10 protein-coding genes are annotated in these 13,022 nt (G+C 59.3%); 6 read left to right on the top strand and 4 right to left on the bottom strand.

All coding sequences use genetic code 11. The annotated features are described in order from the left end of the window. Position 1 precedes the first annotated feature (1 nt). Complete coding sequence (locus tag FHT29_RS00145) at positions 2-1,744, top strand: DGQHR domain-containing protein (RefSeq protein WP_168598933.1); 1,743 nt, start codon at positions 2-4, stop codon at positions 1,742-1,744. A gap of 230 nt (positions 1,745-1,974) precedes the next feature. Next, positions 1,975-3,039 carry a D-alanine--D-alanine ligase family protein gene (locus FHT29_RS00140; RefSeq protein WP_168598932.1) on the top strand — a complete coding sequence of 355 codons (1,065 nt, stop codon included), beginning with the start codon at positions 1,975-1,977 and terminating at the stop codon, positions 3,037-3,039. A gap of 99 nt (positions 3,040-3,138) precedes the next feature. Here the strand turns inward: FHT29_RS00140 and FHT29_RS00135 are convergent, their stop codons facing one another. Next, on the bottom strand, positions 3,139-3,486 hold the full coding sequence (locus FHT29_RS00135; RefSeq protein ID WP_168595298.1) for a CAP-Gly domain protein: 348 nt from the start codon (positions 3,484-3,486) through the stop codon (positions 3,139-3,141). A gap of 240 nt (positions 3,487-3,726) precedes the next feature. On the opposite strand from FHT29_RS00135, the gene FHT29_RS00130 reads away from it, so the two are divergent. The 4 genes from FHT29_RS00130 to FHT29_RS00115 all read left to right on the top strand — a co-directional run bounded on the left by FHT29_RS00130 (position 3,727) and on the right by FHT29_RS00115 (position 7,816). Beyond that, positions 3,727-4,887 carry a four-carbon acid sugar kinase family protein gene (locus FHT29_RS00130; protein WP_168598931.1) on the top strand — a complete coding sequence of 387 codons (1,161 nt, stop codon included), beginning with the start codon at positions 3,727-3,729 and terminating at the stop codon, positions 4,885-4,887. After that, positions 4,884-5,900 carry a 4-hydroxythreonine-4-phosphate dehydrogenase PdxA gene (pdxA, locus tag FHT29_RS00125; protein WP_168598930.1) on the top strand — a complete coding sequence of 339 codons (1,017 nt, stop codon included), beginning with the start codon at positions 4,884-4,886 and terminating at the stop codon, positions 5,898-5,900. The genes FHT29_RS00130 and pdxA overlap by 4 nt, the downstream gene beginning before the upstream one ends. Before the next feature lie 312 nt (positions 5,901-6,212). Further along, a complete protein-coding gene (locus FHT29_RS00120; RefSeq protein WP_168598929.1) occupies positions 6,213-6,686 on the top strand; it encodes a VOC family protein in 474 nt (157 codons plus the stop codon). A gap of 380 nt (positions 6,687-7,066) precedes the next feature. Continuing rightward, complete coding sequence (locus tag FHT29_RS00115; protein WP_246702961.1) at positions 7,067-7,816, top strand: metallophosphoesterase family protein; 750 nt, start codon at positions 7,067-7,069, stop codon at positions 7,814-7,816. Between the two features lie 69 nt (positions 7,817-7,885). Here FHT29_RS00115 and FHT29_RS00110 read toward each other — a convergent pair whose 3' ends face one another. The 3 genes from FHT29_RS00110 to FHT29_RS00100 all read right to left on the bottom strand — a co-directional run bounded on the left by FHT29_RS00110 (position 7,886) and on the right by FHT29_RS00100 (position 12,884). Next, the gene (locus FHT29_RS00110) at positions 7,886-11,038 is read right to left on the bottom strand and encodes an efflux RND transporter permease subunit (protein ID WP_162740636.1); all 3,153 of its coding nucleotides are present in this window, start codon (positions 11,036-11,038) and stop codon (positions 7,886-7,888) included. A 21-nt stretch (positions 11,039-11,059) separates the two neighbouring features. Continuing rightward, positions 11,060-12,214: an efflux RND transporter periplasmic adaptor subunit gene (locus FHT29_RS00105; protein WP_047555121.1), complete on the bottom strand. Its 1,155-nt coding sequence runs from the start codon at positions 12,212-12,214 to the stop codon at positions 11,060-11,062. Positions 12,215-12,275: 61 nt separating this feature from the next. Beyond that, complete coding sequence (locus tag FHT29_RS00100) at positions 12,276-12,884, bottom strand: TetR family transcriptional regulator (protein ID WP_047555414.1); 609 nt, start codon at positions 12,882-12,884, stop codon at positions 12,276-12,278. Positions 12,885-13,022: the final 138 nt, after the last annotated feature.

The raw sequence follows: 13,022 nt of genomic DNA, 5'->3' as shown, positions 1-13,022 counted from the left end.
AATGAGCACACCGAAAAAGCCAAACAAAAATAAACCAAAAAAATCCGCTGAAGAGAAGAAACAAGAGCGTATCCAACGGGACCATGAGACACTGGTACGTGGCGCTTTTCGGAATGCTGGTTTCGTAAGCGTACCGGCCGCATCGAACAAGAACTTCACCTTCGAAGGCTCGACGACTGATATCGACGAGGTTTTTGTTTTCGAGAACATAATCGTTCTATGCGAGTATACGATCAGCCGTCCCGATGATATATCCACACATCTAAAAAAGAAAAAGATACCTTACGACAAGATACTCGACAATATAACGGGTTTTATTTCGTTTTTTAGCGATAAATACGCGGCATTTAAAGCCGCCCTTGGGAACAAGTATAGTATATATCAATATAGACTGGTAATTGTCTACTGCTCTCTTCGGGGAGTTCGCAGCGAGACGAAATCTGAAGTCCCGAGGCTCAAGTACTTCGATTACAACGTGGCCCACTATTTCAGCATAGTTAGCAAGTCGATGCGACGATCCGCTCGCTTTGAGCTGTTTGATTTCCTAGGCCTGACATCGAAGGACGTGGCCGATGGCGTACTGACGTCCAAGCAGGGCACCTCTACATATCCAGGATCAATCTTGCCCGAATCCCATTCTAATTTCGGTTCGGATTTCAAGGTTGTATCCTTTTATGTTGATCCTCAAGCATTGCTTGAGCGTTGCTATGTATTGCGAAAATACGGATGGCGGGAAGGCGGCGCCGTCTACCAACGAATGATATCCCCGAGCAAAATAGCTTCTGTTCGAAAATACCTTCGCGACCAGCGTCGCGTCTTCATCAATAACATCGTCGTAACTCTACCGGACGACACTAGACTGTTAGACCCAGATGACTACACGATTGATCCAAAAACAATCCAAGATACCCAACCCGGCAAAATCCAGATACCTGATCGATTTAACACGATTGGTATCATTGATGGTCAGCACCGCGTGTTTTCCTATCACGAAGGCGGCGCTTTCGATGACGACATTTCGGTCCTAAGAGCCCAGCAAAATCTGCTTGTGACAGGTGTGGTCTTTCCAAAAGGGATGTCGGAGGGCGACAGACTCAAGTTTGAAGCAAAGCTTTTCCTTGAAATCAATTCCAATCAGACAAACGCCCGATCCGATCTTAAGCAAGAAATCAGCCTTGTCATTAACCCGTTCTCCCCGGAATCGATCGCAAAGCGTGTTGTAAACTATTTGAACGACAAACATGGCCCGCTTACCGACCACTTTGAGAGATATTTTTTCGAAAAAGAAAAGCTCAAGACGACGAGCGTGGTTTCTTTTGCGATAAAGCCGCTCACCAACCCGCAAACTAAACAATCCCTTTTTCAGCTTTGGAATGATGAGCGAAAAGAGAGAATGCTGGAAGAAGAGAACCACGAGGCTCTTAATGCGTATGTTGCATTCTGCGCATCAGAGGTTAGCAAGATCTTTTCGGCGGTTAAAGAGAATCTGTCGAAAGAACGATGGAGCGCAGACCGAAAGCTTCCCGACAGCTTTTTGACTACGGCCAATGTTAATGGGCTGCTCAGTTGCTTGAGACGGTTGGTGGTTGCTGGAGAACTGTACGAGTTTGAGGATTATAAAAAACATTTTTCGGACATCGCGACTTTCGCCTTCGGCTCCTTCCGTTCTAGTCAATACAATAGAATGGGTGGGAAACTTTACGAACTATACTTTGCGAAGACATCCAATATACCTACTAACTGATATTGGAATCTGAGTGAACCTAGCGCAGCAGACGGAAAAGAAGTACTGATCGAGATTGATTTTGATACTCAGAATACCGTTATCGCTGAAGCTACCAAAAGGGCATTCGGCGCCAGCGAAGATGTCGTTTGCGAAGGTGTAATTAACGCCACACCCTCCCCAATTCCGCTGCAATCCCCCGTTTAAACCCTCCCATCCGTCACACCCTCTTGCCCGGGAGAGCAGCCCTCATGTCGAAACTCCGCGTCGCCGTTTTGTTTGGTGGCCAGTCCAGCGAGCATGATGTTTCCATCATGTCGGCCCGCAATGTCATCCGGGCGATCGATGCCGGGACATATGAGGTCGTCCCGATCCTGATCGATCGCGCCGGGCGCTGGCTGCTGGTCGAGGCGGAGGGCGGCGTGTTGGCGGAGCCGATTGTCTATGAAGGCACGGAGGTTTGCCTGTTGCCGGGGGCGAAGGGTCGGCTGCTGGCGCTGGAAGGCGACGGCGCACGGGAGATCGCGGCCGTCGATGTGCTGTTTCCGGTGCTGCATGGGCTTTATGGCGAGGATGGCTCCATTCAGGGCCTTGCCCAGATGGTCGGCGTTCCCCTTGTCGGCTGCGGAATATTGGGTTCGGCAAACGCGATCGACAAGGATATCGCCAAACGGCTGTTGCGGGAGGCAGGCCTGCCGGTTGCGCGCTCCGTCACTGTCGTGCGTGGCGAAAAGCCGGATTTCGAGGCAATCGTGAGCGCGCTCGGCTCGCCCGTTTTCGTCAAGCCTACCCGCCAGGGGTCGTCGGTCGGCGTCAGCAAGGCGCATGATGCCGGGGAATTCGAAAGCGCGCTGGCCGATGCCTTCCGGCATGACCGCAAGGTGCTCGTCGAGGAATTCGTCCGCGCCCGGGAAATCGAATGCGCCGTGCTGGAGCAGCCGGATGGCGCGCTGTTCGTCTCCGTGCCGGGCGAGATCGCTACTGCGGCGACGCACGGCTTCTATTCCTATGATGCGAAATATATCGATCAGGACGGCGCCGTGATCACCATCCCGGCGGATATCCCCGCCGAGACTGCGGAGACGCTGCGGCGCATGGCGGCAGATGGCTTCCGGGCGCTGGGATGCGAAGGGCTGGCGCGGGTCGATTTCTTCGTGCGGCCGGATGAGAGCGTTGTCATCAACGAAATCAACACCATGCCGGGCTTCACCAATATCAGCATGTACCCCAAGGCCATGGGCGCCTCGGGCATTTCCTATCCGGAACTCGTCGGCCGGCTGATCGAGCATGGGCTTGCCAGAGCAAGGCAAGCCTAAAGCAATTCCAGGAAAAGTGCTGAGCGGTCTTCGTCCGCAATTGCATCAAAACAGACAGCGAGGGCGGCAGGGGTTTCGCCGCCGCCCCTTCCCTGCCCGTCAGACCTTTTCTGTCTTCTTGACCTTCACCTTCGGCTCGGCCGGCGCATCGGGCGTCGGGGCCAGCAGCTTTCTGAGCGAAGCAATCTTGTCCTTCACCAGCGGACGGAAGCGGGTGGCGCGATAGGGCATGTCGTCGGCGCCATAGCCTTCGGGGCCGTCATCATTGCCGCGATGGATCTCCTCGAGCTTCACGCCAATGAAGGTGCCGTCGACATAATGCGTATATTCGCCGACCCAGCGGATCGTGTAGATTGTGCCCTTGCGGATCAATTGGTCGATGCTGACATGCTTGAACTTGTCATCGATACAGACGACCTTCTGGCCCACATGGAAATCGTAGCTCACTATGCTCTCCTTGAATCGACAGAAACCTATAACCCTATCGCCAGGGCACGACCATAGCCGCATATCGGCTTCAGAGTAAACGTGGCGAATGGCGCGACCCGATCAATGCAACGGTGACAAAGCAACCCGTTGACAAGCCTCATGGAAGGCTGAAGATTGCGCTTCGCTCGAGCAGCCGTAAGGCCTTGCTTTCATGCCCACATCCGATACCCGCAAAGCCCGCTGAAGGCTCCCTCCATCATGCCCACCCTCCGCCTCCTTGCTGACGATCTCACCGGCGCGCTCGATACGGCGGTGGAATTCGTCGGCTTGTGCGGGCCGATCGAGGTGCGGCACGGGGATGCACTTCCGGCGAAACTCCCCGATGGTTTTGCGATCGATACCGGCACCCGCGAGAAATCGGCGGCCGAAGCAGCAATGATCGTTGGCGGGCTTGCGCCGCTGCTGAAGGGCGCGGATATCGCCTTCAAGAAGGTGGATAGCCTGTTTCGCGGCCCCTGGGCTGCGGAACTGGCGGCCTGTTTCCGGCTCGGGCACTGGCGACATTGCATCCTCGCCCCGGCTTTTCCGCATCATGGGCGACATACCCGGGGCGGACGGCAGGTGCTCTTTGCCGGCAACGAGACATGGCGCGATGTCAGCGGCGATCTGGTTGCGCAGCTGAGGGCCGAGGGATTGCCAGCCTTCAACACTACACTGAGCCAAAACCGTGTCGATGCCGAAGAACATAAACCTATTCCAGATGGCATCCATGTTTTCGACGCCCATTCGGATAACGATCTGGACGCCGTCATCTCGTGGATATCAGCGCGAGTGCGAGGGCCGGTTCTGTGGTCCGGCACCGGTGGGCTGGCGCAGGCGCTGGCACGGAATGGCAATTTGGGAATGCATCCCGCACCCTCCGTGCCCGTTTCACGCAGACTGCAAAGACCGGTGATAGGCCTCTTCGGCTCCGATCAACCGATCACGCTGGCGCAGCTTCAGGCCTGCGGTCCCTATTGGCTGAAGCTTGCGGAAGGCGCGGGCGCTGACGTGGTCGATGCGCGCCTCCACCAGGGCGGCATCGCAATGGTCAGCGTCGATCTGCCGGTGGGGCTCGAACGAGACGACGCGGCAAAGCGGATCGAGACCACTCTCGGCGGCATTGCCAAGGCTCTGCCCGCGCCGGCCACATTGATCGTCGCCGGCGGCGAAACCCTGCGGAACCTTTGCACTGCCCTCGGCGTCACCGCTCTCAAGCTCACCGGCCAGGCCGCGCCGGGCTTGCCCTGCTCCACGATCATCGGCGGCCCCTGGGAAGGGGTGTCCGTGATTTCAAAGTCCGGCGCCTTTGGCGGCCCGACCCTGTGGCGCGATCTATTGGATGAAAACGCATTGATCGTCGGAGGAGAAGAGCCATGACGCGGCATTTGGCAATCACAATGGGTGACCCCGCCGGCATCGGCCCGGAAATCATCCTCAAGGCCGCGGCGCGCCTGAAGGATCAGATCGAAGAAGGTAAGTTAAAACTTACAATCATCGGCAGCGGCCCTTCCCTTCGCCTGGCAGAACAGCAGCTTGGCCTCGACATCAAAATTCCTGAGACGCAGATGGATGGCGACTGGCCGAACCTCTGCTTCATCCAGGCCGATGTCGAGGGCGAGCCGATCCTGCCCGGCCAGCTTTCCGCCGATGGCGGCCGCATGGCCTTCAAGGCGATCAAGAAGGGCGTTCAGCTCGCCATGGCCGGAAAGGTCGGCGGCATCGTCACCGCGCCGCTCAACAAGGAGGCGCTGAACAAGGCCGGCTTCCACTATGCCGGCCATACCGAGCTTTTGGCCGAGCTCACCGGCGCGCGTGGCTCGGTGATGATGCTCGCCCACGGCAACATGCGCGTCAGCCACGTCACCACCCATGTCGCACTGGAGGATGTGCCGAAGCGCCTGACGCCTGAGCGGCTGCGCCTCGTCATCGACCTCACCGACAAGGCGCTCAAGCATCTCGGCATCGCCAGGCCGAAGATTGCGGTTGCGGCGCTCAATCCGCATGCCGGCGAAGGCGGCCTCTTCGGCCGTCAGGATATCGATATTTCCGCCCCCACCATCGCCACAGCCGTGGCCGATGGCTTCGATATCGTCGGCCCCGTTCCCGGTGACACCGTCTTCGTCAAGCTGCGCGCCGGCCAGTATGATGCCGTCATCGCCATGTATCACGATCAGGGGCATATCCCGGTCAAGCTGCTGGGCTTCGAGATCGATCCGGCAACCGGCAAATGGTTGGATCTTTCCGGCGTCAACATCACCCTCGGCCTGCCGATCGTCCGCACCTCCGTCGACCACGGCACGGCCTTCGACATCGCCGGCAAGGGGATTGCCAACGAGCGCAGCCTGATCGAGGCGATCGAGTTTGCCGAGAGGTTGGCGACGGGCGGTTGAATTGGTTGTCGTCTCGGCCAAATGCCTCTCTCGTGTGCCGCGCGTCTGTCGCTTTCGCGACATCTTCCCCATGTGGGCAGGGCAATTGCATAGGGAGCATGCCGATGCCGTAAGCTCCTTCTCCCCTCGGGGAGAAGGGGGATAATGCGCCCTCCGCAAATTCCACAGTCGATATTGGCAACAACAACCCCACCTGCCCGCATCGCCTTGAAAAGCATTTTTTTGAAACTCTCCTTGTCGGCATCCCTCCCTTTCAAACGTCCTCTGGCTGCCTGGCTAGAACGAGACCCATCCAGGAGAGGAGATCACCCGATGTCAAAAATTGCCCCATGCCTGTGGTTCGCACACGAAGCCGAGGAGGCTGCGAAATTCTACGTCTCGCTGTTTCCGGATTCCCGGATCGACCATGTGCAGAAAAACCTCGTCGACACCCCGGCCGGCAAGGCCGATCAGGTTCTGGTCGTCGGCTTCACCCTTGCCGGCCAGCGCTTCATGGCGTTGAACGGCGGCACCCGCTTCGAATTCACCCATGCGATCTCGCTGGAGGTGGATTGCACCGATCAGGCAGAAGTCGACCGGCTCTGGGAGGGGCTCGCCGATGGCGGGGCAATCGAGCAATGCGGCTGGCTCAGGGATCGCTATGGCGTCTCCTGGCAGATCGTGCCGACCGTGCTTAGCAAGCTCCTGGCCGATCCTGATCCGGCCGAGGCCGCGCGCGTCATGCAGGCGCTGATGCAGATGGTCAAGCTCGACGTTACCGGGCTGCAAGCGGCATATCATGGGTAGTGTGAAAAAGTCTCGAACCTGAAGCTCCCGGTCGCCATCTGTAGGAACCGCAGCGCACGCGGCGACCGGGAGAAGCCCTTGTTCATCACGCATCCCGTCGCAAAACGCTCCACCACACCAGCCGCCAACAGCCGCACCGGTCAGATTGACACGTAGCCGCGCCGATCGTCTTCCGTCTCTTAACCGTAGCAACCTCAGCGCAAGCATCATCCGCTGGCGCAGCTTGCGCAGGGCCACCGGCTGGAATACGGTCGCGCCATCGCCTAAGTAGGCGGAATTATTGACATATCCTCAAAGAGATCATGCCGTCACGCCAGCGCTTGCGGATGTCGACCATGCGGTTATTTTATCGACTTTTCGGCGGGAGAACGGCGAAGGTCATGGAACAGCCCCAGCGTGCGCGCATCAGCCTTCCCGCACAGGACTATGCAGCCATCTATGCGTTGAGCGACATCCATGGATGCCATGACGCGTTGCTCGAAGCCGAGAAGCGCATCGTCGAGGATGCGAGCGCTATTCCCGGCCGGAAGCTCCTGATGTTCCTCGGCGACTATGTCGATCGCGGCCCGCGATCGAGCGATGTGCTGCAGCATCTTTGCGAACCGCCGCCATCGGGCTTCGATCGCTACGCTCTCCTCGGCAATCACGACGACGTCTTCCTGAAATTCCTGGATGATCCCGGCAACAACAGTGATTGGCTGTCCTTTGGCGCCGGCCCGACGCTCGCCTCCTATGGCGTCGACGCGAAACATCTGCTGCGGGAAGAAGGCAAGAGCATCGAAGAGTTCGGCGAAATCGTCCGGCAGGCCGTTCCGCAAGCCCATATCGAGTTGCTGCGCTCGCTGCCGGTCGCCGTGACAGTGGGTTCCGTCATCTTCGTCCATGCCGGCATCCGGCCCGGCATACCGCTCGCCGAACAGACCGACGAAGAGCTGATCTGGATCCGCGAGCCTTTCCTCTTCGAAGGCCCGCGATTGCCGGTGCTGGTCGTCCATGGGCATACCCCGGCACCACGTCCGGTTTTCGGCATCGGCCGCATCGGTATCGACACCGCCGTTTCCATGGGCGGGGACCTCACCGTCCTCAAGATCGCCGACAACAGGCAGACGATCCTGACGCCGGGCTTTTGAGCGATCACATCGCCGAAATAAAAAAGGCCCCGGCATAGACCGAGGCCCCTTTGATTTTATCCGCGCCTGCTATTCCGCAGCGATGGCCGGTGGCAGATGATCGACGGCGTCGTTGCTCTCCTCCTGCTTGGCTGCTGGCTCCGCCGACTTGTTCTTCGGCTCGCGGCCGAAGAACAGGGCATAGCCTGCAGGCAGCACGAAGATGGTCAGCACGGTCGCAACCAGGATGCCGCCCATCATGGCGTAGGCGAGCGGACCCCAGAAGACGCCGCGCGAGATCGGGATCAGCGCGAGCACCGCCGTCAGTGCCGTCAGCATGATCGGCCGGAAACGACGTACGGCAGAGCCGATGATCGCCTCCTTCCGGTCCATGCCCGCCGCGATATCCTGGTCGATCTGGTCGACGAGGATGATCGAGTTGCGGATAATGATGCCGAGCAGCGCGATGACGCCGAGGATCGCCACGAAGCCGAAGGGCGCACCGCTGATCAGTAGGGCCGCTGCCGCACCGATGATGCCGAGCGGTCCGGTGGCCAGCACCAGCATCGCCTTGCCGAAGTGCTGCAGCTGAACCATCAGCAACACGACGATGATGACGAGCATGATCGGCGCCTTGGCAGCGATCGAGGCCTGGCTTTCGGCGCTGTCTTCGGCACCGCCCTGGATCTCGATCTTGTAGCCGGCCGGCAGACTGTTTCTGAGATCCGCCATGCCGTTATAGAGCGCGGCGGTCACATCGTTCGACTGCACATTGTCGGGCAATGTCGCCCGCACGGTGATGGTCGGCAGGCGGTCGCGACGCCATTCGATGCTCTGCTCCATCACGGGCACGACCTTGGCGACCTGCGATAGCGGCACGAACCCGCCGGTATCAGTCGGGATATAGACGGAGTTGACCGATGTCAGCAGATGACGGCTGGCGTCCGGCTCTCGGGCGACGATCCCGACAGTTTCCTCGCCTTCGCGGTAGTTGTCGAGCGTGAAGCCGGACATCGAGGCCTGCAGTATCTGGCGGATGCGCTGCGAGGTGACGCCGAGCGCGCGGGCGCGATCCTGATCGATGACCAGCTTCATGGCCGGCACCGGCTCGAGCCAATCGTCGTGGATGGCGCCGAGCAGCGGATTCTGGGAGAAGCGCTGCTTCACCTCGTCGGCAATGTGGCGAACCTCCTGCCGATCCGGACCCATGACGCGCAGCTGCACCGGCCAGCCTGTGGGCGGACCGAGGAACAGGCGGTCGACCTTGCTGCGGACGGACGGGAAGTCCGCCGCGAGGATGGAACGCAGCTTGGTGATCAGCCGCTCACGTGCCGGTTCGTCCTTGGCCATGACAAGCATCTGGGCATAGTTCGGGTTGGTGAGCTGCTGGTCGAGCGGCAGGAAGAAGCGCGGCGCGCCCTGGCCGACATAAGTAGCGATGAAACGCTTGTCCGGATCATCGGCCATGCGCGATTCGAGCGCCTGCGCCTGCCGTTCCACTTCCTTGATGCTGGTTCCCTCGGGCAGCCACAAATCCACCAGGATCTCTGGACGCGACGATTGCGGGAAGAAGTTCTGCGGAATGAACTGGAAGGACCAGAGGCTGCCGACGAAGGCGGCAAGCGTCACAAGCAACACGATGATGCGATGGCGCACGGCCCAGGAGACTGAGGACCGCAGGCGACGATAGAAGCGCGTGTCGAAGACATCGTGATGCTCGCCGGCATGATGGCGCTGCTTGAGGATCATGTAGCCAAGCCATGGCGTGAAATAGACGGCGACGAACCAGGACACCACGAGCGCGATGCCGACGACATAGAAGAGCGTGCGGACATATTCGCCCGCCGTCGATGCCGCAAAGCCCACCGGAATGAAGCCGGCCGTGGTGATCAGCGTACCGGTCAGCATCGGGAAGGCAGTCGAGGAATAGGCGAAGCTGGCCGCATCGAGCTTTACCAGCCCCTCCTCCAGCTTGCGCTCCATGAGCTCGACCACGATCATGGCGTCGTCGACCAGCAGGCCGAGCGCGATGATGAGCGCGCCGAGCGAGATGCGCTGCAGGTCGATGCCGAGCTCGTACATGATGGCAAAGGTCGCGGCCAGCACCAGCGGAATGGCGATGGCGATCACGAGGCCGGAACGCCAGCCGATCGACACGAACGAGACGATCAGCACAATGACAAGCGCCTCGCCGAGCGCATGCATGAACTCGCTGATGGCGTCGGTAACGACCTCAGGCTGGTTGGCGATCTGGTCGACCTGAACGCCGACCGGCAGCGAAGCCTCGAAGCGCTTATAGGTTTCCTCCACGGACGCACCGACATCGGTCACCTTGTAGCCGTTGGCCATGACGACACCGAGCTGCACGCTCGCGTGGCCATTGTAGAGGAATTTGGCGGTGTAGGGATCCTGCAGCCCGGCTGTGACGGTGGCGATATCGCCGAGGCGGGTCACCTGGCCGCCAGCGGTCAGGCGCAGATTCTTGATGTCCTCGATCCTGTTGACATCGCCTTCGACCGAGATGCGCACGGAGCGCGTGCTGGTATCGACGTTGCCGGCCGGATCGACGTTGTTCTGGCCGACGACGGCGTTCTTCAGGTCGTTGAGCGTCAGTCCGCGCTCGGCCAGCACCTTGGAGGAAACATCGATATAGATCTGCTCCGCCTGGTCGCCGATGATGGTGGCCTTCTCGACGCCGGGCGTGGAAAGCAGCATGTCGCGCGCCTGGATGGCGAATTTCTTCAGTTCCGGATAGGTGAAGCCATCGCCGCTGATCGAATGCAGCGTAATGAAGGTATCGCCGAATTCATCGTTGAAATAGGGACCCAGCAGGCCGGATGGCAGCTCGTTGCTGATATCGCCGACCTTCTTGCGGATCTGGTAGAAGGCGTCCTTCACCTGTGCGGTGTTGGTGTCACCCTTGATCTGGACGGTGGTGATGGCAAAGCCGGCGCGGGTATAGGATTTGACCCAATCGAGATGCGGCGTTTCCTGCAGCTTGCGCTCGATCTTGTTGACCACCTGGTCTTCCATGTCCTGCAGGGAGGCACCGGGCCAGACGGTCTGCACGACCATGACGCGGAAGGTGAAATCCGGATCTTCCTTCTGACCCATATGGGTCAGGCCCAGCGCACCGGCGATGATGATGAGACCGAACAGGAACCGCGCAATGCTCGGATGGCCGATCGCCCAGCGCGACAGGTTGAAAGGCTTCTTCTCGCCGGACGTGTTGTTGATGGACATGATTTCGCCCTCTCGGTTCCGTTAGCGCACGATGTCCGCCGCCGAAGCGGCATGGGTATCGGCGGCGGCCTGCTGAGCTGAAGCGGCCGAAAGCTTGACCTTCATATTCTCGGTCATGAACTGCGTGCCGGCCGCGACCACGACATCGCCGGCCCGGAGGCCATCGGCAACGCGGACGCCGTCATCGGCGAAATCCGCAACCTTGACAGCTCGGGAATGCACGATGCCGGCACTACGGTCGACGAGCCAGACGATCTGCTGCCCATTCCTTTGCGCAAGGGCGCTCAGAGGAATGGAAACATAGGGCTGAGTATTGTCGGCCTGCGCCTCGATCGTCGCCGTCATGCCGAGGAGCACACGCGGATCGTTCGGCAGGCTCACGCGCACCGCAAACGTGCGCGATTGCGTATCGGCACTGCCAGCCACCTCGCGCACCTTGCCGTCAAGCACCAGCGCATCATCGGACCAGAAGCGCGCCTTGACATCCTTGCCGACCTTGAACTGCGCGATATCCATTTCCGGCACGGCGATCAGCACTTCCTTCTCGCCGTCGACGGCGACGGTGATAACCGGTGTGCCGGAGCTGACTACCTGACCGACATCGGCATTGATTGTGGTGACGATGCCGTTCATATCCGACGTCAGGTCGCTGTAGGCGACCTGGTTTTTCGCCTCGGCCAGCGCCGACACAGCGGAATCGCGCGTCGAGACGGCCTGATCATAGGAAAGCTCGGCCTGTTCGAGCTGCGATTTCGAGCCGACGCTCTTGTCGAAGAGCAGTTGGGCGCGGTTGCGGGCAAGCTCGGTCGTCTGCACCTGCTTTTCCGCCGAATCCAGATCCGCCTGCGAGCGGCGCACCGCCAGAACGTAATCGGTGGCGTCGATGCGGGCGAGCACGTCGCCGGGCTTGACCTTCTCGCCGATATCAACCTTGCGCTCGACGATCTTGCCGTTGACGCGGAAGCCGAGGTTCATATCCGTCCGTGCCTTGACAGAGCCGGAATAGTCGAGCTTGCGCGTCGTATCCGCCTGGGCGATCTCGACCACTTTCACCGGCCGGATCACTTCAGCCGTCTCTTCCTTCTTCTCATTGCAGCCCGAAAGGGCGAGCCCCAAGGCGGCAAATAAAGCAGCGCCGGCAACGGTCCGTAGGGTGGTGGTTGTCAGCGAAACCATGTCGCTCTCCTAAAGTCGAACAAAGAGTGGGAGCGCGCCGGCCAATGCGGTGCGCGGAGTGTTATTTCTTCAAGGCTCTGATGGCGAATTCGATAAGATCCTCGGGCTTGGCCTGATATGTCTTGCCCAGGCATTGTGCGACCATCTGCGGATGACAGAGATCGACGGTCGCCGAAGCGAAGCACTTGGCCGCGATAACCGGATCCTGCTCGACGAACTCGCCGGCGGCTATGCCTTCGGCGATGATCTCGGCAACCAGATCCTGAATACGAACGATGTGCTTCTCGATGACATGCCATGCGCTCTCGATGGCGATGACAACCATCTCATGAACCTTCTGCTCATCGAGCATGGTCTCCAGCGTCATCTTGTACTGGCCCATGGCGTAGGCCCGTAGTCGATCGGATGCGCTGATCGGCTGATTGCGGATATTGAGGGCCATCAGGTAACTTTGTTCGAGCATACGCCCGCAGAGAGCCTGATGAATCTCGCCCTTGGAGGCGAAGAACCGGTAGATATTCGCCGTCGACATGCCGAGATCGCGAGCAATGTCGGCAACGGTCGTCTTGCTGTAACCATAGTGGCGAAACAGCTTTTCGGCGGCAACGAGAATTCGCGCGATGTTTTCCTGACGCGCAGGATCGGCGCTGATATCGGGAAGATCGAGCATGAGCATAACCTGATGATTTACGAGTGACGATTTTCAATTTTCGTCACTCGTAAATCATCAGAGCGCCGATGTCAAGAAAGCCGCCCACAACTGCAGGCAGCTTTCAGATGCTATTGAATAAACCGAGAATGCGCCGGA

Source organism: Rhizobium sp. SG741 (genome assembly GCF_012275435.1).
GTDB lineage: Bacteria > Pseudomonadota > Alphaproteobacteria > Rhizobiales > Rhizobiaceae > Rhizobium > Rhizobium lusitanum.
Note: the sequence above shows the minus strand (reverse complement) of the source record. Positions and strands in the feature narration are given on the sequence as shown.